The following is a 21,661-nucleotide window of genomic DNA, read 5'->3' as shown; positions in this document are numbered from 1 at the left end:
CAATGCATACCCATCCAATCATACTCTTCGACGGTGAATGCAAGCTCTGCTCTGCGTGGGTGCCGTTTGTGATCAAGCGTGAGCCTGATGCGGTCTTTAAATTCTGTTCGGTTCAGTCGCCCAAAGGTCAGGAACTTTTGACTGAGCTAGGTCTTGATACTGACAATTTTGAGACCATGGTTTTAATTGATGACGGTGTTGCTAATTTCCGCTCGGAAGCTTTCTTTAAGATTATCAGACGACTTAAAAAGCCTTGGCCATGGCTTACCGTGTTGCGTATATTTCCCTTAGCCTTTCGTGATTGGTGTTATGACCGCATTGCGCTGAATCGCTACAAGCTATTTGGTAAACACACTTACTGTATGCTTCCGAGCAAAGAAATTATGGACCGCTTTTTATGATGAGCATTTCACTCGCCAAACGCTGGTTACAGACATTAGCCATTTTTCATATCATTGGTGGCCTGCTGTTACCCATCATGGTTTACACTCCGCTAGCTACCCCCTACTTCGAACACCTGCAAGCCGCTTTTACGAACAGTAACCCACAGTCATTACAATTTCTGATTGGTGTCTTTGGGCCTACTGTCGCCAGCTGGGGTTTGTTATTTTTCTACGCTATTGGGAAGGCTTTTGAGAGCCAGACTCGAAAAGATTGGTGGTTATTAGTTTCTGCGGCTCTAGTCTGGGCAGTATTAGACACGGCCTTTTCCATCGCTAATAATGTTTTTGCGCATCTTTATCTGAATGGGGGAGTTTTAATTCTCTTTTTACTTCCCTTGTTTTTTGCAAAGAATCACTTTCGTGCTAAAACGTCTTAGAGGTTTATAGTCAGATACTAAATTCGGTTAAATAGGTTTAGAGGGGTATTATGCAAATTTCAGGGTCATGTCTTTGCGGCAGCGTTCAATTTGATATCAGCGATAATTTTAATAGCTTTTATCTTTGCCATTGTTCCAGATGTCGAAAAGCAACCGGAACGGCTCACGCGGCAAACCTGTTTGCGACTGAGGCTACTTTAAACTGGATCCAAGGTCAGGAACTGGTAAAAGCATTCAATTTGCCAAACACACGTTTCACCAAAAGCTTTTGCACAGAATGTGGCTCGCCTGTACCCACCGAAATTAAAGATAAGCTGGTCATCGTTCCAGCCGGAAGCTTGGACACCTCTCCAACGATCAATCCGACGGCTCATATATTTTGTGATGACAGAGCAAGCTGGGAAGATGCGTTAGAAAATACCAAACGATTTCCTGCCCTTCCCCAATAATAAAACTTAATAAGGAACTAATAATGAAAAAACTTTTTGTTACTGTACTTGTACTGGTGATATGTGGCTGCCAGACAAACCAAAAACAAAGTACAAACCAAAGGAACAATGTCACTACTTCTGAGGAGTCGCAAAAGCCATTGTTCTATACACCTGAACAAATTCAGAAATTACAGTTCAGCGAGCAAGCTGGCTACCTCATCTGGATTAAAGACTCTCTTGCCTGGACGGCAACCGACAAAGTACGTGAAGAGTTGGATCTAAGCACTATTGATAACCCACTAGGCTGGCTTGTACATCTTGATCCTGAAGGCAATCATAGAGTGAGTTTTTATCGTTCTGCTAGTGATGGAGAAATCTTTTCATTCGCGGATGTGTACTATAACGACAGTTTCGAAATTTCTGGTTTTGAAGCTCATCCCAAACGAGCAGTTGCCGAAGACGAAATAATCATGCTTACCGCACTCTCTAGCGCTGGAAACAGTATTACCGAAGCTTGTTCAGAAAACTTAAACAGTGTTGTACTTGAGGATGATGATGGGTGGAATGTATTCTTTTTGACACCCCCCACTGAGCCTGGCGTTATTCCAATTGGTGGCGCACAAAGACTATTGGTTTCGCAAGACGGTAAATCAGTTTTGGAACATGAACACTACTCTAAAAGCTGTATGAACCTCCAACCCCAGGGGGACGATGTTGACGCACTGATGATGACTCATATTGTTGATGAAATCCCCTCTCCGGTTCATGTCTTCACCAGTTTAAGTTATGACTACCCTCTTTATGTAGCCACCTCATTAGGTTTATGGACAGTTATTGATGGGGATATAGAGGAAGTAAAAGATAAGAATTAAAACCAGATTCGAGAAAGCGGAGTGGACTTTGGGTCCATGAGCATTTCGAGAAGAGTTTTAACAAAGCATTGGCAACGATCAAATGCCAGAAAAAAGAAAAGGCACCCGAAGGTGCCTTTCTTACATAAGCTTTAAAACTATTAAGCTTGTTCTTCGCCAACAACAACAACTTTGATGTTAGCTTCAACTTCTGGGTGCAAGTGCACTTCAAAAGTGAATTCGCCAGTTTGACGAATTGCGCCTTCTGGCATACGAACTTCTTTTTTCTCAAGTTCAACGCCTTGGGCTGTAACTGCGTCAGCGATGTCAGCTGTACCAACAGAACCGAACAATTTACCTTCGTCACCAGCGTTAGCTGGGATAGTAACTGTTAAGCCAGCTAGCTGCTCTGCACGCGCTTGTGCTTTAGCCAATTTCTCGTCAGCGGCAGCTTGTAGTTCAGCACGACGCTCTTCGAAATGTTTGATGTTTTCCTTAGTTGCAGGAACCGCTTTACCTTGTGGAATCAGGAAGTTACGACCATAGCCGGCAGCTACAGTTACGCTATCACCTAAGTCACCAAGATTGCGGATTTTTTCAAGTAGAATGACGTTCATCGTTATTTCCTCTTAAAAATGCCGCTTATTCGTGGCTGTCAGTGTAAGGCAACAAAGCCAAGAAACGAGCGCGTTTTACTGCAGACGCCAATTGACGTTGGTATTTTGCGCTTGTGCCTGTGATACGGCTAGGTACAATTTTGCCTGTTTCTGTGATGTAGTTTTTCAAAGTTGCTGTATCTTTGTAATCGATCTCAACAACACCTTCAGCCGAGAAACGGCAGAACTTACGACGACGATTAAAACGTGCCATGATATGTCTCCTTATTACTCAGCCGAAGCTTCTTCAGTTGATTCAGATTTCTCTTCTTTGGCTTCTTTACGAGGCTTTTCAGCTTTCTCGTCTTTTTTAGCAGCAGCCATAGGAGAGGCTTCGGTAACAGCTTCTTTACGACGCATTACCATGTTACGCAAGATTGCGTCATTGAAACGGAATGCATCTTCAAGCTCTTCGATGATTTCGCCTGTAGTTTCAACGTTCATTAAAACGTAGTGCGCTTTATGAAGTTTGTTGATTGGGTAGGCTAGTTGACGACGACCCCAGTCTTCTAGGCGGTGAACTGTGCCAGCCGCGTCTGTGATCATCTTTGTGTAACGTTCGATCATGCCAGGCACCTGATCAGATTGGTCAGGATGCACTAGGAATACGATTTCGTAGTGTCTCATTAAAGTCTCCTTTCGGTTTCCAGCCACCAGTAACTCTTTGATTTGTATAAAAAGTTAAAGGCAACAAGGAGTAAACCAGATTGTCAAAAAATTAGTGGATAGCCACTAAGGGCGCGTATTTTAAGGATTTTAGCCCTTTGGGTCAAGGTAAATTGACCTTACCAGCCGGCTGTATTAGTATCGACCCCAACATGGATTTTAGAATTATAACTTTGGACTCTCTGCGCAAAAAATACCCTTTCCAGCTCGGTAAGAGCTTCTTTAAGGCCGATTCCTGGTTGAGCCTTGAGGTGATTTCTGTGCTGGCGATTATTACGACTCTTACCTTTTGGGGTATAAAAATCACTGCAGACTATTTCTATAAAGTTGCGATTGTAGCGCCCATAAGCCACCAGTTTATCGAATACCGCCTTGAACAGCAGGAATATTATGCTTGGCATGGTAATTTTAACCAGCAAAGAAAAGATTATGAGTGGTTCAAATTTGGCGATAATTCACCCAAAATTGATCAGCTTTATGCACAATTTGCTAAATTCAATTTGGTTATGCAGCCTTTTCAGCAATATCCCTCGACACAAGTGACATTCATGCTGGATGATAGCCATAACTCGGTTATAAACCCTGTGTGTACCGTTAAACAGGATGAAACGTTCCACCTGATGCCTTTTGTCTGTAAAGAGAACTTTTTAACTAAGTCATCAGTAAACAAGCAAAAATAAAATAAGCTAATCGAATACATCATTATGAAAAACAACAACTCACACTTTTACTTGCGCCAGTTCGTACATCTGATGGCCAAAGGCGAAGAGCCCCGAACCGCCTTCAATATCATGGTGAATGAAGTTCCTGCAGAGCAACGTGACCGCTGGCAGCAGGCGCACACAATCTATGAGGCGACGCAAAGCCTTGAGCGAGCCTTTGAAAAGCTGAATATCAAAGGTTCACCGATTACCGAGCAGCTTCGCCGCGGCAAAGAGCTGGGGCTTAATGAGCTTGAGGTCCTGCAGCACTATACCGAAGCCAACTCCAGCGAAATGCAGGTTGCGCAGATCATTAAAAGTCGTATCCTGCGAAGTACCGGCTATGCGGCGCTCCTGAGCGTGATTGCCTTGCTGGTGCTTGCAGTATTTAGTCTCAAGTTAATACCGCTCTACAACATACTTTTCTTCGATGATCAAATGTACTCCACCAGTTTCCAGCATCGTATGGATGTACTACAGTTTAAATCCTGGTGGTCGCTGCTTCTTTATGTGCCACCTGTTTTAATTATTACCCTGTTTATATTAGCCAACTTAACAACTGTTGAGTCATACACACAAAGCAAACTTCTTACCAAGCTGCCGATTATGCGCGGCATTATGATGCAGCTCAGTCGTGTTCGTTTTATTCATAATCTCAATGCATTTTACGAGCGCTTACCCGAGAATCAGGCCGAGCGTTTAAATGCGCTAAACTCGCCTTTCTTCAGTCAGTCAGAGCAACTGACGTTTGATCATATTTTCTATGCACAGGAAAAAGAACAGCTGCTGGCTCTTTTCAAGCTACAGACCTTTGCTGAAGAAAGCCCTACTTTAATCAACACACTGGAAACACAGGCAATTGAGTCGACACATCGTAAAACTGGCATGATGGCTATTATTATGCACTTGCTGGTCATCGCCATCGTCTTCCAGGTTGTTCTTTCAATTTATTTACCAATTTTCCAGATGGGTTCAGGATTTTAATTATGAAACACACAATAAAAGCATTCACCCTACTCGAATTAATGGTGGTCGTGGCCATCATCGGCATTCTCGCCGCCATTTCTTTACCGGCATATCAGGATTATATCGTCCGCGCAAAAATTGCTGAGAGCATCACTCTGGCCAGCGAAGTTCAAAGCACGGTTAAAGAATATTACAAATACCACACTAAGTTTCCGGCGGATAACCTGGAAGCTGGAGCACCTAAACCAGAGCATCTGCTAGGCAATTATGTGACTGGTATTGAAGTTGAAAATGGCGCGATTCATGTAACGCTGGGTAACAAGGTTAATCAGCCATTGGAAGGTAAGGTCTTGAGTATCCGTCCGATTTACGTGACAGCGAATCCTACTAGCCCAATCTCTTGGGTCTGTGGGGGCGATGAGCCACCAGAAGGTATGAGCGCGGCTGGCGAGAACAAGACCACAATTGAAGCCAAGTATCTACCTTCAAGCTGCCGCTAATCAAAGTATCAAGTTAACAAGCCATCAATATCCCTGTGGATTGGGTTTTGCAGGGATATCATGGTTTCCGTCGAGCGAACCTGCTCAATGGCCTGCAATTTATTAATCAGAACGTCCTGAAAGGTTTCTATATTGGGTGTCACCACCTTGGTCAGAATACTGTACTGACCCGTGGTGTAATAGGCTTCAATGACTTCCGGTATTTGCTCCAATAATGCTGCTACCGGCTGATAATCCTTGGCACTCTTTAGATAAATCCCGACAAAGCAACACACATCAAAGCCCAGAGCCTTGGGTTCGATACGCACTTTGGTACCTTTAATGATCCCCGCCTGACGCATCTTCTCAATTCGCACATGAATGGTGCCCGGACTGACATTTAACTGCTCAGCAATTTTGGCATAGGGTGTACGTGCTTCGCGTAACAATTCCGACAGTATCGATTTATCCAGATTGTCGATTTGATAATCCTTCTGCAATTTTTAGCCCCTTTATTAGATATCTTCTAACAAAACACAGTTTATTTAATATTAATATTCACAAATAAGACTTTTATTAGATGAGTATTGAATAGTAAGCCTAATAATTAGATAAATACAAGCTCGGACAGCAAATATATCAACAATTCACAATAAGGGGCTCACCATGCAACAGTTACCACACCAGGCTTTTGTTCAAGATCAAAAGCTCATTCAAGCCATTAAATGTCAATTCACAGATGCTTTATGCCAAGCACTTTCCCTGATCGAAGTTCAGGCACCGATTTTGACCATCAAAGGTGATGGCGTGCAGGATGATCTGAATGGCATCGAACGGCCCGTGTCGGTATCCAGCAAAACGCTTAATAAGCAGTTAGAGATAGTTCAGTCTTTAGCAAAATGGAAACGACTGATATTGGCGCGAGGAGGATTTTTACCAGGTCATGGCATTGTTGCGCAGATGCGCGCTTTGCGCCCCGACGAAGAAGCATTGAGCGAACGCCATTCCTTATATGTGGATCAATGGGACTGGGAGAAAGTGATTACCGCATCAGACAGAACCACTGACTATCTGCAACAGACAGTCAAACAGATTTATGTAGCCATGCGTTCTATTGATTTAACTATCGCGCAGCAGATGGGACGCGAACCCATTCTGCCAGAAGACATCACTTTTATTCACAGTGAAACACTTCGCCAGCGCTATCCTGAATTGACTGCCAAGCAGCGCGAACACGAAATTTGTAAAGAGTATGGCGCTGTCTTCCTAATGGGAATTGGCGGTCAGTTAGCGGACGGCAGCATCCATGATGGCCGCGCGCCAGACTATGATGACTGGAGCACACCAACCAGCGAAGGCCTGCAGGGTTTGAACGGTGATATTCTGGTCTGGAATCCAATCCTTAAAGATGCATTCGAAGTGTCTTCCATGGGGATTCGGGTGTGTAAGAATGCACTCATTCGACAGCTCGAACTGCGCCAGTGCCAATATCGCCTGCATATGCCATGGCATCAAAAGCTGGTACAGGATCAACTGCCTTTAACCATAGGAGGCGGAATCGGACAATCACGTTTAATCATGCTGCTGTTGATGAAAGCTCACATTGGGCAAGTACAGTTCAGCGTCTGGCCCGATGAAGTCGCGGTGGGATTGTTGTAGAGCAATGAACGCTCTATGACAAAACAAAATGGTGTCATCCCGCGGCTTGACCGCGGGATCCAGTGACTTTATAAACAATTACAACTGCAACCTCAGGAATTAACCACCATATTAAAGTAACAGGTTCTTAATATAGTCAGTGAAAGTAATACTCGCTTCAGTAGCCCCATTTAATGACCTGCTTATACATGGTAATTACGCCTATCTGAACCTACATATTTAGCAAGCCTATACACAGTTTACTGGATCCCGCGGTCAAGCCGCGGGATGACGTACAGTTTGGTAAAACCCATAGCACAGGATTCCGGTAGGGGCAGTGCCTGCGTGCCTGCCCGAAGAATTATGTAGAATCATTCTTCAGTGTCGGGTCTTGAAAGATAAACATACATCTCCCCTGACTCATCGCCCATATTGTCAGAAATAGTCACATATTTACTGTATTCGGTTTCTCTGAGTTGTGATGAGACATCAAAAAATGCTGTTACCTTGTGGCCCATCCCTTGCTCGTTTGGGGTTATTGAAACTCTACATTTGGTAGTTTTACATTCAATCCCATTAAAGCTCATACTTAAAAGTAAATCAGACTCATGAATCATATCAGTAATATCGTCCTGCACTTTATAAGCCCAGCTTGGGTCTACCTTTTCTGCTTCAAATTGCTCAATAACAGACTCCCTGTCTTGAATTGCTTCTTTAAAGTCCTTACTTTCTGGCAAGTCATTAATACTGCCGATCGTTGTCGACTGGGTAAATGATGAATTACCATCATTACTTTCTAATAATGCTTCCAACTCTTTAATTCGTGCCTGGTCAATTTTATTTTTAGAAGAAGTTTCAGCAACTGTTATTTCTAACTCTTTAATTTTTGCCTCAAGAGCCAATATTTTTTCAGAGTCAGTTGCTTGATTTTTATTATTCTGATTTGTCTGCTCTTTTGTCGGAGTGCTCATAACCTGTGTCATGCTCTGATCGTTATGATAAAAAAACAAATATGCATTTACTGCTAAAGACAAAATCAGGCATACGGTAAGGATTTTTTTCATTATTAACTCCATGTTTTATCAAAATTATTCGCTATGCGTTTATACCCCATGGCAATTCCTCATGCAAATAATTGCCTGACAAATCAAATAGATGTAGGCTCATATAAAACGAAATGTGGACTATATGACAAAACGTAAATTTTCTTTTGGGCCTGCTACCTTAGTCACGGCTGCTTTTATCGGCCCCGGTACAGTGACGGTTGCCACCAAGGCTGGAGCCAGCTTTGGTTTTGTACTGTTATGGGCACTGGTGTTTTCAGTTCTCGCGACCATGATTCTGCAGGAGATGACGGCACGCCTCGGCGTGGTTGGTCGCAAAGGTCTTGGCGAATCAATCCGAGAGCAGTTTACTAATCCTCTGGCTAGAGGCGTGGCAGTTATTCTAGTCATCAGTGCGATTGTCATCGGCAATGCGGCTTACGAAGGAGGCAACATTGCGGGGGCAACGCTTGGCATTGATGCAGTCTTTGGTGAATGGTTTCTGGCTGGTAGTCTCAACGGCTGGGCCTTACTCATTGGCATCATTGCGTTTACTCTGCTCTGGACTGGAAGTTATAAACTCATTGAGCGCTTCCTGATTGCCATCGTACTGTTGATGAGCGTGTCTTTCCTGCTGACCTTTATTATTACCAAACCCGATTTTAGCGAACTATTTTCCGGCCTGTTTATTCCCACTTTACCCGATGGCGCTACGCTAACGGTCATCGCCTTAATCGGCACCACAGTGGTTCCCTACAACTTATTCCTACACGCCAGTAGCGCTAAAAAGAAGTGGCATGATGAAAATGATTTACCAGAAGCTCGTCGGGACTTATTAATATCGATTCCGCTTGGTGGCCTGATTACCATGGCCATTATTTCTACCGCAGCCAGCGCATTCTTCGCTAAACAAATTGAGATCAACTCAGCAGCGGATATGGCGCTCAGTCTGGAGCCTTTGTTTGGTGCTAGTGCCAAATACCTGATGGCGCTGGGATTATTCTCCGCCGGTATTACTTCAGCAATTACTGCTCCATTAGCCTCGGCTTATGCTTTGGCAGGCTTGATGCAGCTGGGCAATGATATGCGCTCGATAAAGTTTCGTGCAGTCTGGATCAGTATTTTGATTACCGGAGTCATCCTTGCCTCGATTGGCTTTAAACCAATTTCGATTATCTGGTTTGCACAAATCGCTAATGGCATCTTGCTTCCGATCGTTGCGATTTTCCTACTATGGACCATGAACCAGTCTTTTCTGGGGAAACACAAAAACTCTTTATTGCAAAACATTCTTGGCGGTCTAGTGGTTCTGGTAACCTTAATGCTTAGCGCGCGCAGCTTGATGTCAGCGTTTGGTCTATTGAATTAACACAGCCTCGATACAAGAGTGTGCTAAAATAAGCCATTATGATGACCAAACATTCTATCGATATTAATTGCGATCTGGGCGAAAGCATCAACCCACAACAATGGGAAGCTGATTCGCACCTGATGCCCTACATTTCTTCCTGTAATATTGCCTGCGGTGGTCACGCCGGTAATTCTGAGAGCATCAAAGTGACTGTTGCCAATGCGGTTCACAATCAGTTGAAAATTGGCGCACATCCCTCTTATCCAGATAAAGATAATTTTGGCCGCGTTTCAATGACGATTGGCGAACAGGAATTAAGACAGACTTTGCGTCAGCAAATCGAATCGATTGCCGAAGAATGCCAGCGACAAAACACCAAGTTACACCATATCAAACCGCATGGTGCTTTATACAATGATGCAGCTGCCAATAAAGAACTGGCTTTTATCATTGCCGAAGAAATTAAACATTTTGATGCGCATATCAAGTTGATGGGGCTGGCTCATTCCAATCTCTATTCAGCAGCTCAGGAGCTGGAGTTAGACTTTCTACACGAAGGCTTCATGGACAGAAACTACCATGCCAATACTCACCTCGTCCCAAGGGGCCACATGCAGGCGTTACATAAAACGCTTGAAGAAAGTCTCACCCAGGCACTTAACTTGGCAAAAGGGCAAGCAATTAATTCGATTGAAGGCACGCCATTGACTTTGAAAGTGGATACCATTTGTTTGCATGGTGACAACCCCAATGCCAAAGATATTGCACAGCGACTCTATCAGTTGCTGCGCGAACATGACATTGAGATCAGCTAATTAACTTTATTCATGCCATTTAATTACCAACTCTTCATCAACAGTGACCATTCTATTCTTATCGAATTTAATGGTGATATTTCAGAAGACCTTTTACGTTACATTCTAGGCGTCGCTGAATCTATTGAGCAAAGTCCACCAACAGGATTTATCGAATTAGTTCCTGCCTACAACACTCTACTCATAATTTTTGAACCGCTAGAGTTTCAGCCGGAACATGCTTCGTCTCAAATACATAAAGCAATCGAGAAAGCAAAACCAGCAGATGCCAGCAATAGTCGAACCATCGAAATCCCAGTCTGCTACGACAAAAGAGTTGCTAATGATATCGAGCATGTTGCAGCGTACTGCGGCATGTCCGTAGCAGAATTGATTGAAGCCCACAGCAGCCAGGACTATACGGTTTATATGCTTGGCTTCCTGCCAGGTTTTCTTTATTTAGGTGGTCTTGATGAGCGACTGCACTGCCCTCGCCTCGATAACCCACGTACCAAAATCGAAGCTGGCTCTGTTGGTATTGGAGGCAGCCAAACAGGTGTCTACCCGATTGCCAGCCCTGGTGGTTGGCAAATCATAGGCCGCACTCCTATGGCAATGTTGGATGTCACAAAGTCACCACCATCTGTTGCCAATCCATTGGACAAAGCGCGCTTCGTACCAATTAGCTATGAAGAGTTCGAACAACTTACGAGGCCAGCGAATGAGTATTAACTTCATCAAAGCTGGCCTGCAAACCAGCCTGCAAGATCTGGGGCGCCCAGGTTTTAGACGGTTTGGAATTCCCAATAATGGCGCTCTTGATCCAGTTAGTCTGCAAATCGCCAACTGGCTAGTCAGCAAACCCTTGAACTCAGCTTGTCTTGAAATAACCCAGGCTGGCCCAGTTATTGAATTCACTCAGGACATGGCCATAGCTGTGACGGGAGCTCACTTCGAACTTTCGATTGATGATTTACCAGTGGATATGCATCAGACACTTTTGGTAAACAAAGGGGAACGGTTAACCTTTGGTAAGTTAGTCAATGGCGCCAGAGCTTATCTGGCGTTTTCTGCAGAACCAGATATGCCCAAAATCATGGAAAGTTACTCAACAAACTTAATGGCTCAGTTTGGGGGTTATGAAGGAAAAGCCCTTAAGAATAATGACACGATTCCATTAACCAACATCGTTATTCCCAAAACCAGAAAAACCCCAAAAGGACTCCAACTTCAGTTCAGCGATAATTATCAAATACGTTTTAATGAAGGCAGAGAATGGTCATGCTTTTCTAAAGATATGAAGCAACAATTTCTTCAAACAGCCTACCAGGTCACCAGCCAAAGTAATCGTATGGGAATGCGCTTGAAGGGCGAAGCTATAAAAACAGAAATGCCTTTGTCGATGACCACCGTCCCTATCACGCCCGGCACTATCCAGATTCCTCCTGATGGCCAACCTATCGTTACGTTAGCTGATGGCCAAACAACCGGTGGTTATCCGAGAATTGGACAGGTTATCACAGCAGATTTACCAATTTTAGGACAACTGAAAGCTAATGACTCGATTAGCTTTCAGAAGATAGATGTTGAAGATGCGATTGACTTGTTTAAAGCAAAAACAAACTTGATGAAGCAATTACTCGGTGTTTAATCTGACTCTTCATCTTCTTGATACAGATACATAAAGATTTCATTTGTTTCCTCATCAAAAGTGGCTTGGTTACTTAAGTTCTTTAACAAATCACTGCTATCGAATAATTGAGAAGCATCCATCATTGCCATCATTCTACTGGACTGCTTATCATCAAAGGTTTCCAGCGTGACTTTGCAGACAGTTGTTTTACAGGTAACATCTTTAAGATTTAATTGATTGGTAATGTCGGAATTGGCAAATAACTCATAAACTTCATCTTGGTGCTTAAATGCCCATGCAGGATCAACAGATTCTTTGTCAAAGTCCTCCTTTGGTTGGTTCATATCCAGTCTGAGCTTTTCCACCAACTCTTTATCCATCGCCTTGCTTGTTTTAAAAGTTATTGCACCAGTCGGTTTTGAGGACGCATCAGCTTGCTGTTGTTTTAGCAGTGCAATTTCACTTTCAAGTTCAGCAATTTTATCAAGATATAATTGTTCTTGATTGATATTTTCGACTTCCTTGGCTACTTCTTGCTTTTCAATTTTTTCTTCAGCTCCGGCTTTAGCTTTAACTTTTTGTGTAGTGACTTCTTTAACGATCACTTTTTCTTTTTGCGCGTCGTTATTTATTAAGAAATAACCATTTGCCGCTAAAGATAAACCCAATAAAACATAAACAACTTTATTCATTATTATTTCCTTCCCTTCAATTAATACAATTACTTTAATCTTTGTCGCACCGCCTCAAATAAGGTTACTCCAGTAGCTACCGAGACATTTAAACTGGACACTTCGCCAGCCATAGGGATTTTAATCAGGTAGTCACAGTTTTCACGAGTCAGACGACGCATACCCTCGCCCTCAGCTCCCATGACAATGGCCAATGGGCCTTTTAGATTGGCCTGATAGATATCCTGCTCTGCTTCACCAGCGGTTCCTGCAATCCAGACTCCTGCCTCCTGTAACTGCTTCATGGTTCGAACTAGATTGGTTACAGGGATAAATGGAACGGTTTCTGCCGCACCACAGGCAACTTTACGCACCACATCGGTAATGCTGGCAGCATTATCCTTGGGAGCAATAACCATGTGTACTCCGGCGGCATCGGCACTTCGTAAACAAGCCCCAAGATTATGCGGATCGGTCACGCCATCAAGGATCAGAATAAGTGGCGCTTCATCAATTTGATTGAGCAATTCTGGGATATGCTTTTCATGAAAGCTTTTTTTCTTTTCAGGACGACACACCGCAATTACGCCCTGGTGACGTTGGTCGGTCATTTCATCCAGCTCATCACGATCTTTTTGAATGACGGGGATGTTTTTATCCTGCGCAAGCTTGACCACTTTATGCGAACGCTGATCATGACGATTACTTTGAATATACAGTCGTTCAACTCGCTCACTACTGCGCTTTAATAAAACTTCAACGGCATGAAGGCCATACACTAATTCTGACATTGGATACTCTTTCTATTCTCTTGCTGTAACTTTTCTATAACTGTCTTTGTAACTCTTTTTATAAAGAGTAAATTAACGTTTTTTCTTACCGTTTTTACCACGCTTAGGTTTGGTATTCTTCGCCCCTTTCTTAGCACTACCGGACTCAGGTTTAGCACCTTTACTTGCGCCCTTTCGGTAATCACGGCGTTTCTTACCGTCTTTTCCTTTTTTTCCGTCACCACTTAGAGAGCCTGATTTTTTTGCTTTAGCGTAGAGTTTTTTTCGTTCCTGTCCCTTGGGTTCTTCACGTTTAACGTACTCACGCTCAATTAACGCAAAATCAATATTTCGCTGCTCCATATCGACATTGGCAACTTTAATCTTAACCCGGTCGCCAACACGATAAGACTGACGTTTATGCTCGCCAATCAGTCGCATCTTCAAGGCATCGAAGTGATAATAATCATCACCCAGCTCACTGATATGAATCAGACCTTCGACGAATAGTTCATCGAGTGCTACGAAAATACCGAAACTGGTGACACTGGAAATGGTGCCCCAATACTCTTCGCCAACACGGGTCAGCATGTATTCACACTTAAGCCAGTCAACCACATCACGCGTTGCTAAATCAGCCCGACGCTCGGTCATGGAGCTATGCTCGGTAAATGTAACCAGCTCTTTTTCTTCGTACCCTAGCCCACCATCAGTACCGGCCATATCAAATTCACGCGCCAGAATTGACTTAATAATGCGGTGAACTAATAGGTCAGGATAACGACGAATAGGTGACGTAAAGTGGGTATAGGAGTCAAACGCCAGACCAAAGTGTCCCTGATTATCAGGACTGTATACCGCCTGCATCATTGAACGCAGCATCATGGTTTGAATCAGTTCTTGATCCGGGCGTTCAGCGATCGCATCGTGCAACTCACGATAGTGACGGGGCTCTGGTGTTGAGCCGCCAAACAGGAAGATTCCTAATTCACCCAAAAACGCTCTGAACTTTTCCAGACGTTCCTCGGACGGCCCCTCGTGCACTCGGTACACACCCGGCTTCTCATATTTCTCAATAAACTCAGCCGCTGCCACATTGGCGCAGATCATGCATTCTTCAATAATCTTGTGGGCATCATTTCTGACTCGGCCAACAATTTTCTCAATCTTTTTATTTTCATCGAAGATAATTTGCGTTTCAGTGGTTTCAAACTCAATGGCACCACGGGCTTCTTTTAACTTGAGTCTGGCTTTAAATAATTCGTGCAGTTCTTTTAGGTCACCAACTAATGGAGCATATTCTTTTTGTAAGGCTTCGTCGCCACTTAAGATGCCCCATACTTTGTCATATGTAAATCGGGCATGAGAATGCATCACTGCTGGGTAGAATTTAGAGGCCGTCACTTGACCAGTTGCCGTTAAAGACATCTCGGCTACCATGCACAGGCGGTCTACTTTGGGCTTTAATGAGCACAGTCCATTGGATAATAACTCTGGTAGCATCGGCACCACAAATTCTGGGAAGTAAACCGAATTACCGCGCTCAAGCGCTTCCTGATCTAACGCTGATCCGGGACGAACATAATGACTGACATCAGCAATCGCCACCCATAAAGTCCAGCCGCCTTTCGCCTTGCGACGACAATACACCGCATCATCAAAGTCGCGTGCATCTTCACCATCGATGGTGACCAATGGTAACTGACGTAAATCAACCCGACCCTGCCAGTCTTTTTCGCTAACATCAACTGGTAACTCACCCACTTCCGACAGCACATCATCAGGCCATTCGTGTGGGATTTGATGATTACGAATGGCAATTTCGATTTCCATTCCGGCAGATAAATAGTCACCTAGAACTTCGGTGATGATGCCACGTGCGTGTTGATTACGTTTTGGTCTTTGCACAATTTGTGCAACAACGACCTGACCGATTTCTGCATTCATGCAGTCGTCAGGAGCAATGATTAAGTCATGTAAAATTCGTGGATCTTCTGAAGTGACAAACTTCATTCCGTTTTCTTCGTGCAGGCGGCCGACGATGTGGCTGGTTGAGCCGTCAAGAATTTCAACAATTGCGCCTTCGGTGCGGCCACGACGATCAACATTACGCACTCGTGCGAGAACCTTATCGCCATGAAAAACGGTCTGCATTTCTCGTGGTGACAAATACCAGTCATCACCACCTTTTTCCAGCGCCAGGTAGCCGTAGCCATCTCTGTGCGCCAGTACTTTGCCTCGCACCAGATCAGTAGCATCTACCAGGCAATAACGCCCTTTTCGATTACAAATTAATTGGCCATCACGCTCCATGGCGTTTAAGCGTTTCTGTAACGCTTCGACCTGTTCAGGCTCCTTCATCTCTAATCGCTTAGCCAGCTGATCCAAAGAGACAGGCTCATTGGCCTCTTCTAGCTGGCGCAGAATAAACTGACGGCTTGCGATAGGGTTTTGATAACGCTGGGCTTCTAGCTCAGCTTGAGGGTCCTGATTCTTTCTTTTTGACATAGAGTATTCCTAGTTACAGAGCTATCAAATAATAGCTCTAAGCCATTGTAACGGTTATCCGAAGCAAGGCCAATCAATCCCAATGAATATCTCCAGATAGCAAAAAGGCGACTTAAAGTCGCCTTTGATACTGATGGTCTACAGACTAACCTTTCTTCGACTCGGCAATGTAGTATCGAGCCTTGGTCGCATTTTTGACGCAAGCATCATACGACTCAAAGGTTTGATTGGTTTTAGCCGCGGTCAATAAACTGGCTGCCTTGGTGTAGTTCACGCTACCTGCGAACCCTTCGCTTTCAGCAAAGCTAAGCTCTTCATAGGCTACATCTAGTGCAGCACGGCAGGTTGAAGCACTTTCTTTCTTTGGCGCTCCAGCGCAGGCTAATAGAGTCAAACTCACTAACGATATTACTGAACATTGAATCAATACTTTCATCGCATATCTCCAGTTTTGTGTATGAAGTTACTATAGCCCAACCACTAGACTCCGCAAATACACTCTTCACAATTTTCTGATTAACTCTTACATGCCTGCTCACAAATGGGTATTATTACCGCAACATCAAGCAATGACTGGGTTTGCCCCTTGAAAGTAACGCTACCTGACTTTTCCAAAGCAAAGATTTTAGTAATTGGCGACATTATGCTGGATCGCTACTGGCATGGAGGGACTTCACGTATTTCCCCGGAAGCGCCGGTGCCCGTAGTCAATGTGCAGGAAACCGAAGATAGAGCTGGGGGCGCAGGCAACGTAGCACTTAATATTTCAGCGTTGGGCAGTCAGGTGACCTTATGTGGCATCACGGGTCAGGACGAAGCTGCTGACAGTCTCAGCAAATTGCTCGATGGTCATAATATCCAGTGTGCCTTTGATCAAAGAGCACACCAGAACACTATCACAAAACTGCGAATCATCAGCCGTCACCAACAACTGATTCGCCTTGATTTCGAAAAAGACTTTTCACTACAGTCAGGGGTGAACCTTGAACTGGCCGCAGACCTTATCAGCCAACATGACTTAATCGTATTGTCAGACTACGGCAAAGGCACTCTGCAGGATCCTCAGTCGATCATTCAGGCTGCCAGAAAAGCAGGCAAACCGGTCGTGGTTGATCCCAAAGGTTCAGACTTCTCTAAATACCAGAATGCCACCGTCATAACGCCGAATCAGTCTGAGTTTGATTTAATTGCTGGTAGTAGCGCTAATGAGGAAGAATTCCTAAGCAAAGGTCAAACACAAAGAGAAGCCTTGCAGCTCGATGCATTATTAGTGACTCGTAGCGAAAAAGGCATGGCCCTGTTCGAAGAAAGTCATGAGCCATTTTTACAACCCACTCAGGCACGTGAAGTCTTTGATGTGACCGGTGCGGGTGACACCGTTGTTGCGGCTCTGGCCACCAGCCTCGCAAGTGGTCTTGACCTTAAAACCGCAACCCAGATAGCCAATCTTGCCGCTGGCATTGTAGTCGCCAAACTGGGCACCGCAACCGCCACCCGTCAGGAACTGCTCAACGTCATGTTGCAACATCAGCCACTATCGCAAGGTGTGGTCAGTGAGTCAGAGTTATTGGAGTTGCTTCAGAAATCCAAGGCCAGCGGCGAAACCATCGTAATGACCAACGGCTGTTTCGACATTTTGCATGCGGGCCACGTCACCTACCTCAAACAAGCCGCCGCGCTTGGTGATCGACTGATAGTTGCCGTCAACAGCGACGACTCTGTACGCAGGCTTAAAGGCGAAGGTAGACCGGTGAATCCTGTTGACCAACGCATGGAAGTCCTCGCCGGACTTGCCAGCGTCGATTGGGTTGTTGAGTTTAACGAAGACACCCCAGCACGACTCATTGGAGAATGCCTTCCCGACATTTTAGTCAAAGGTGGCGATTACAAACCTGACCAAATTGCCGGCGGCGATGCCGTTATGAACAACGGTGGCCAAGTGATCATTCTCGATTTTGTGGATGGGGTTTCGACGACGAAGATAATTGAAAAGGCGCGAGGGTAGTTTACTGTTTGTAGAGCTCCCTAAAGCAAAACCTCGAAGTCTCGATTGCTCTTTCGAGGTTACGGTAACTATCATAATTAGCTAGTTGGAATACTAATTAGCCAAACTTGGTGTTCACTCTTGAGAGTATGGTGATTAGCTTGAATCATTCCCCATAAGTACGAAATTCTGAAGTGACCTTCTATTAAATGATATGGTTCTTTCATATAGTCATCTTTGAATCCCTTTGGATGTACTACATGACCGCAATTCTTTGCTACGATAATGGGCTCTGGGGATGTTCCATTCTCCAGCATATATTGCCCAAGCCATGTTTCACTTCTAGGCTTTAACTCTACTAACTCTCTTCCCCAGCCATTAAACGTCTCCGGCCAATCTCCAAAGTGATCAACCTTTAGGACTTCTTCATTATCGAATTCACATAACTCAAACTTCCAAGTATGAGGTTTAAGAACTATCCAATCTTGAAAATCTTGCCAATGTCTATGAATCCAATGTTCAACGATAGACTTAGGAATAGTCTTTAATTCATCTGGCCAACGTTTGTAATATTCCTCAAAATCTTCAGCCTCCCAACCCCCATAACCTATTACCTCAGGATATATATCTTTCATCTCATATGATGTTCCAAAATACTACTGTTAACCCTTAAGTTTCTGACCTTTTTTAGCCACCTATGTCCCCACACTTAGGGCATTTATACCGTCCAAAATCTTGGAATTGCTTGGGTAGCTCAGTAACTAATATCAATTTATGTTCGTCACTATAGCACTTCGCACAAAAAGGTCCCCCAGCTTTTCCTTCAATTGAATCTTTTAAGTAATAGAAGCTCTCCTTAAAAACCACCTCGTTTTCTTTATTTAATTCCTTCTCTAAAGCTTTAATAGTTTCTTTAAGCTCTTGATTCTCTTCCCGAGCTTCAGATAGCTGAATTTTGGCTTCAGATAATGCTTCTATTAATTCGGCAAGCTTTAATTTTACTTCAGCATCTTTTAGTGAAGAATTGATACTTCTCAACTCCTTTGTGATGTCGAGGGCTGTTTTTATTGATTGCAATCCTACTGATATTGAGCTTATGTCCGGCATAGTTTAGTTCCTATTTACCAAAAGAATTATGACTAGATAAAAATTTATCTCATGATTTAAATTTATAATAGACGTGTTTCGAGATATTTCAATGGCTTCAATGACTCGGGTATCTGTTTAGACCTGCTTTAAAAGCACTGGATTGTCGGGTCAAGCCCGACAATGACAGAATTTGTTGGAAGTTGGTGGGGGCAAGGCAGATACCGCATCACTTAAAGGTATATCCCTTGGTCACTATTGCTGAATGACAATCCTTTCACTTCAACGCAAATCATCCAACGATGATTAACTCTCTGGCTTACGACATACAGTAAGTTTTATCGGCCAGCGCACTTTTTTCATATGGTTGGTATCGCACCAGGCGAAGATGAGTTTTTGCGACAACTGGCTAATTGGGTTTTTCTGTTCCTGCTGAATATAATTTTGCGTTGCTGACCAGCTATTAAGGTAGCCGATGACTTGATCGAAGGTCCAGGTTTTTTCAACTTTAAAGTCTGGCGCAGGTATGGTCTGGAATGGGAACTGGAATTCAGAGAAATGATTTTCCAGTGTTTTGCGTTGCATAGGCCAATAGTCGCCTAGCACATGACCATAAAGGTGCCTGATTACGGCATCGACCTCTAGATTAATTTCCAGAAGCTGATAGTTCCAAACCGCTAAAATCCCACCGGGACGCAAGATTCGTTTTGCTTCAGAAAAGAATTTTTCGATATCCAGCCAATGCAAGGCTTGGGCGACGGTGATGATATCCATGCTTTCATCGGGGAATTTACATTGTTCGGCACTACCCACGAAGTATTTAATGTTTTTACGCTGATGGGCGTTTTCTAACTGACGGGTGCTGATGTCGGAGGCATAAACTTTGGTGAAATGCTGCGCGAGACCAATAGCTGCCTGACCATTACCGGTTGCCACATCCCATGCGTTTTCATGATTATCACTTAACATGGCCAGATAATGAAAAAGGTCATCCGGATAGTCCGGACGATAGCGCCGATAGTTTTCGGCATTTGAAGAGAAATTAAATCCTTTATATACAGATTCCATCGTATACCCCACTCCTATTCCCCTGGATATGTCGCCTGCATTATTTCAAAGACGACAAGGCCTAGAATAGCGCGGAAGCTGAATAATTTCAAAAGGTATTATGGTGGGTCCTGAAGACCCACTTAAGAATATCGATCGCTGCGTTACTAACTTATAAGTTTATTAACGGGTAAAGACAGGGCCCATACCGTTGGCCCAGAAGATAACACTGATGGCAAGAACTGCAACAATCAGTACCAGGGCAACTGTGAGTATCGAGTTGGTAAATAAAATACCGCGGTCTTTATCAATACCCATCATGATTGGGGTTCCTGCGAAGAGGATTCTCAACGCTAAAGCAACGGCAACCAAGGTCAGCAGTGTGTTAAGCCATAATAATGGATAGGCACTGGTTATACTGATAAGGAATAGTGGCATGCAGGAATAGGCCACCAGTACGAAAGCATCATTGACCGTCGCATTTGAATCGTAGGTTTGCGCCATCCAATGAACCAGGCGGGCAAAAATGTAAAGACCGACCAGAATGGCTAAATAGGCTGCGATTGAAATAGTCAGCGCACTTTGCCAGGTCAGCTTGACCGGCTCTTCGTAGCCGATTCGCCAACCGCTATACACTGCGCCAATAAATGCGAAAACTGGTGGCAGTAACGCCATCCAGATAACCATTCGTATATAAGCCTGTTTAACAGAAAAGTTTTCTTCTCTTAACTGCTCCCAGGCCTTTGCTGGATTATATAGAACGTTAAAACGATTTTTCATTGCCCTGCCCCCTTGTCCTTTCCGGTTCTTTTTAGTCTCTAGACTTTAGTGGTGACACTTACTCCCGGCTAGAACGTTCAATTGATTGAAATCGGTAATCGTCACTTCTTTATCTTTTATTGTAATCAAACCATTTTGTTGAAGCTTAGTGAAAAGACGGCTAACAGTTTCCACTGCCAGACCTAAATAGTTAGCTATGTCGCCACGCGTCATGACCAGGTTAAAACAGGTGCGTGATAAACCACGTTTGCCGAAGCGGCTGGATAGGTTCACCAGAAAAGCTGCCAGACGCTCGTCGGCACTTTTCTTGTTGAGTAATAGCATTAATTCCTGATCATCATGAATTTCACGACTCATGACGCGTACAAGCTGCTGTCTCAAACCAGGGATTTCGCCCGATAACATTTCCAGCTTGTGATATGGAATAGTGCATACCATCGAAGTTTCCAAGGCTTTTGCCATACTGGGATGTTTTCCAGAACTGATGGCATCAAGACCAATGATTTCACCGGCTAGATGAAAGCCAGTGATCTGCTCTTCGCCACTTTCGGAAATGGTATACGACTTGATACAGCCCGAACGGACTGCATAAATAGCCTGGAATTCTTCACCAGAACGAAAAAGCATCTCATTCTTATTGAGAGGCTTTTTGCGCTGAATAATACTGTCCAAATGTTCTACTTCGGACTCGGCCAGCATCACCGGTAAACATAACTGGTTGATACTGCAACTTTGACACTTAATTGATGGCAACGCCATAAGATTCACACACCTGAAAATTTATCC

27 protein-coding genes are annotated in these 21,661 nt (G+C 44.0%); 13 read left to right on the top strand and 14 right to left on the bottom strand.

The window, feature by feature from the left end; translation table 11 throughout:
* Nucleotides 1-2 precede the first annotated feature (2 nt).
* From B158_RS0110055 to B158_RS0110040, 4 genes are read left to right on the top strand one after another with little or no spacing between them, the layout of a single operon-like run.
* Nucleotides 3-401, top strand: coding sequence for a thiol-disulfide oxidoreductase DCC family protein (locus B158_RS0110055; protein ID WP_026309355.1), 399 nt, complete (start codon nt 3-5; stop codon nt 399-401).
* Nucleotides 398-820, top strand: a complete 423-nt coding sequence (locus tag B158_RS0110050) for a hypothetical protein (protein WP_156823096.1) — start codon at nt 398-400, stop codon at nt 818-820. Before B158_RS0110055 ends, B158_RS0110050 begins: the two co-directional genes overlap by 4 nt.
* A 50-nt stretch (nt 821-870) precedes the next feature.
* A complete protein-coding gene (locus B158_RS0110045) occupies nt 871-1,269 on the top strand; it encodes a GFA family protein (RefSeq protein WP_018625240.1) in 399 nt (132 codons plus the stop codon).
* A 23-nt stretch (nt 1,270-1,292) separates the two neighbouring features.
* Nucleotides 1,293-2,123 carry a hypothetical protein gene (locus B158_RS0110040; protein ID WP_018625239.1) on the top strand — a complete coding sequence of 277 codons (831 nt, stop codon included), beginning with the start codon at nt 1,293-1,295 and terminating at the stop codon, nt 2,121-2,123.
* 140 nt (nt 2,124-2,263) lie between these two features.
* On the opposite strand, the gene rplI is transcribed toward B158_RS0110040, so the two are convergent.
* From rplI to rpsF, 3 genes are read right to left on the bottom strand one after another with little or no spacing between them, the layout of a single operon-like run.
* Nucleotides 2,264-2,719 (bottom strand): 50S ribosomal protein L9, encoded by a 456-nt coding sequence (gene rplI, locus B158_RS0110035; protein ID WP_018625238.1) that lies wholly within the window; start codon nt 2,717-2,719, stop codon nt 2,264-2,266.
* Nucleotides 2,720-2,744: 25 nt separating this feature from the next.
* Nucleotides 2,745-2,972, bottom strand: a complete 228-nt coding sequence (gene rpsR / locus B158_RS0110030) for a 30S ribosomal protein S18 (RefSeq protein ID WP_012800504.1) — start codon at nt 2,970-2,972, stop codon at nt 2,745-2,747.
* 14 nt (nt 2,973-2,986) lie between these two features.
* The gene (gene rpsF / locus B158_RS0110025) at nt 2,987-3,385 is read right to left on the bottom strand and encodes a 30S ribosomal protein S6 (RefSeq protein ID WP_018625237.1); all 399 of its coding nucleotides are present in this window, start codon (nt 3,383-3,385) and stop codon (nt 2,987-2,989) included.
* Between the two features lie 137 nt (nt 3,386-3,522).
* Between rpsF and B158_RS0110020 the strand changes: the two genes are divergently transcribed.
* From B158_RS0110020 to B158_RS0110010, 3 genes are read left to right on the top strand one after another with little or no spacing between them, the layout of a single operon-like run.
* Nucleotides 3,523-4,104: a hypothetical protein gene (locus B158_RS0110020; RefSeq protein WP_018625236.1), complete on the top strand. Its 582-nt coding sequence runs from the start codon at nt 3,523-3,525 to the stop codon at nt 4,102-4,104.
* A gap of 24 nt (nt 4,105-4,128) precedes the next feature.
* Complete coding sequence (locus tag B158_RS0110015; RefSeq protein ID WP_018625235.1) at nt 4,129-5,109, top strand: type II secretion system F family protein; 981 nt, start codon at nt 4,129-4,131, stop codon at nt 5,107-5,109.
* A gap of 2 nt (nt 5,110-5,111) precedes the next feature.
* Nucleotides 5,112-5,591: a pilin gene (locus tag B158_RS0110010; RefSeq protein WP_018625234.1), complete on the top strand. Its 480-nt coding sequence runs from the start codon at nt 5,112-5,114 to the stop codon at nt 5,589-5,591.
* Between the two features lie 8 nt (nt 5,592-5,599).
* On the opposite strand, the gene asnC is transcribed toward B158_RS0110010, so the two are convergent.
* Nucleotides 5,600-6,070 carry a transcriptional regulator AsnC gene (asnC, locus tag B158_RS0110005; RefSeq protein WP_018625233.1) on the bottom strand — a complete coding sequence of 157 codons (471 nt, stop codon included), beginning with the start codon at nt 6,068-6,070 and terminating at the stop codon, nt 5,600-5,602.
* Nucleotides 6,071-6,236: 166 nt separating this feature from the next.
* Between asnC and asnA the strand changes: the two genes are divergently transcribed.
* The gene (gene asnA / locus B158_RS0110000) at nt 6,237-7,229 is read left to right on the top strand and encodes an aspartate--ammonia ligase (RefSeq protein ID WP_018625232.1); all 993 of its coding nucleotides are present in this window, start codon (nt 6,237-6,239) and stop codon (nt 7,227-7,229) included.
* A gap of 350 nt (nt 7,230-7,579) precedes the next feature.
* Here asnA and B158_RS13255 read toward each other — a convergent pair whose 3' ends face one another.
* A complete protein-coding gene (locus tag B158_RS13255) occupies nt 7,580-8,272 on the bottom strand; it encodes a hypothetical protein (protein ID WP_018625231.1) in 693 nt (230 codons plus the stop codon).
* A gap of 124 nt (nt 8,273-8,396) precedes the next feature.
* On the opposite strand from B158_RS13255, the gene B158_RS0109990 reads away from it, so the two are divergent.
* The 4 genes from B158_RS0109990 to B158_RS0109975 are packed head-to-tail and all read left to right on the top strand — an operon-like array spanning nt 8,397 to nt 12,047.
* Entirely contained in the window at nt 8,397-9,620 is a 1,224-nt protein-coding gene (locus tag B158_RS0109990) for an Nramp family divalent metal transporter (RefSeq protein WP_018625230.1), read from the top strand.
* 38 nt (nt 9,621-9,658) lie between these two features.
* Nucleotides 9,659-10,417: a 5-oxoprolinase subunit PxpA gene (pxpA, locus tag B158_RS0109985; protein WP_026309354.1), complete on the top strand. Its 759-nt coding sequence runs from the start codon at nt 9,659-9,661 to the stop codon at nt 10,415-10,417.
* A 12-nt stretch (nt 10,418-10,429) separates the two neighbouring features.
* A complete protein-coding gene (gene pxpB / locus B158_RS0109980; protein ID WP_018625228.1) occupies nt 10,430-11,128 on the top strand; it encodes a 5-oxoprolinase subunit PxpB in 699 nt (232 codons plus the stop codon).
* On the top strand, nt 11,118-12,047 hold the full coding sequence (locus tag B158_RS0109975; RefSeq protein WP_018625227.1) for a 5-oxoprolinase subunit C family protein: 930 nt from the start codon (nt 11,118-11,120) through the stop codon (nt 12,045-12,047). Before pxpB ends, B158_RS0109975 begins: the two co-directional genes overlap by 11 nt.
* Here the strand turns inward: B158_RS0109975 and B158_RS0109970 are convergent.
* The 4 genes from B158_RS0109970 to B158_RS0109955 form a co-directional block, all read right to left on the bottom strand.
* Nucleotides 12,044-12,721, bottom strand: coding sequence for a hypothetical protein (locus B158_RS0109970; protein WP_018625226.1), 678 nt, complete (start codon nt 12,719-12,721; stop codon nt 12,044-12,046). The two genes, B158_RS0109975 and B158_RS0109970, sit on opposite strands and share 4 nt — an antisense overlap.
* Nucleotides 12,722-12,750: 29 nt before the next feature.
* Complete coding sequence (rlmB, locus tag B158_RS0109965) at nt 12,751-13,491, bottom strand: 23S rRNA (guanosine(2251)-2'-O)-methyltransferase RlmB (protein WP_018625225.1); 741 nt, start codon at nt 13,489-13,491, stop codon at nt 12,751-12,753.
* Nucleotides 13,492-13,563: 72 nt separating this feature from the next.
* A complete protein-coding gene (rnr, locus tag B158_RS0109960; RefSeq protein ID WP_018625224.1) occupies nt 13,564-15,978 on the bottom strand; it encodes a ribonuclease R in 2,415 nt (804 codons plus the stop codon).
* A gap of 145 nt (nt 15,979-16,123) precedes the next feature.
* A complete protein-coding gene (locus tag B158_RS0109955) occupies nt 16,124-16,414 on the bottom strand; it encodes a hypothetical protein (RefSeq protein WP_018625223.1) in 291 nt (96 codons plus the stop codon).
* Nucleotides 16,415-16,564: 150 nt separating this feature from the next.
* Between B158_RS0109955 and hldE the strand changes: the two genes are divergently transcribed.
* Complete coding sequence (gene hldE, locus B158_RS0109950; RefSeq protein WP_026309353.1) at nt 16,565-17,983, top strand: bifunctional D-glycero-beta-D-manno-heptose-7-phosphate kinase/D-glycero-beta-D-manno-heptose 1-phosphate adenylyltransferase HldE; 1,419 nt, start codon at nt 16,565-16,567, stop codon at nt 17,981-17,983.
* 77 nt (nt 17,984-18,060) lie between these two features.
* On the opposite strand, the gene B158_RS13250 is transcribed toward hldE, so the two are convergent.
* The 5 genes from B158_RS13250 to fnr form a co-directional block, all read right to left on the bottom strand.
* Nucleotides 18,061-18,597, bottom strand: coding sequence for a hypothetical protein (locus tag B158_RS13250; RefSeq protein ID WP_018625221.1), 537 nt, complete (start codon nt 18,595-18,597; stop codon nt 18,061-18,063).
* 52 nt (nt 18,598-18,649) lie between these two features.
* Nucleotides 18,650-19,069 carry a hypothetical protein gene (locus B158_RS0109940; protein WP_018625220.1) on the bottom strand — a complete coding sequence of 140 codons (420 nt, stop codon included), beginning with the start codon at nt 19,067-19,069 and terminating at the stop codon, nt 18,650-18,652.
* A 285-nt stretch (nt 19,070-19,354) separates the two neighbouring features.
* Nucleotides 19,355-20,116: a class I SAM-dependent methyltransferase gene (locus tag B158_RS0109935; RefSeq protein ID WP_018625219.1), complete on the bottom strand. Its 762-nt coding sequence runs from the start codon at nt 20,114-20,116 to the stop codon at nt 19,355-19,357.
* 162 nt (nt 20,117-20,278) lie between these two features.
* Complete coding sequence (locus B158_RS0109930) at nt 20,279-20,875, bottom strand: Yip1 family protein (protein WP_018625218.1); 597 nt, start codon at nt 20,873-20,875, stop codon at nt 20,279-20,281.
* Between the two features lie 45 nt (nt 20,876-20,920).
* Entirely contained in the window at nt 20,921-21,634 is a 714-nt protein-coding gene (fnr, locus tag B158_RS0109925) for a fumarate/nitrate reduction transcriptional regulator Fnr (protein ID WP_018625217.1), read from the bottom strand.
* Nucleotides 21,635-21,661 lie beyond the last annotated feature (27 nt).

It is taken from the genome of Kangiella aquimarina DSM 16071 (genome assembly GCF_000374105.1).
Classification (GTDB): domain Bacteria; phylum Pseudomonadota; class Gammaproteobacteria; order Enterobacterales; family Kangiellaceae; genus Kangiella; species Kangiella aquimarina.
Note: the sequence above shows the minus strand (reverse complement) of the source record. Positions and strands in the feature narration are given on the sequence as shown.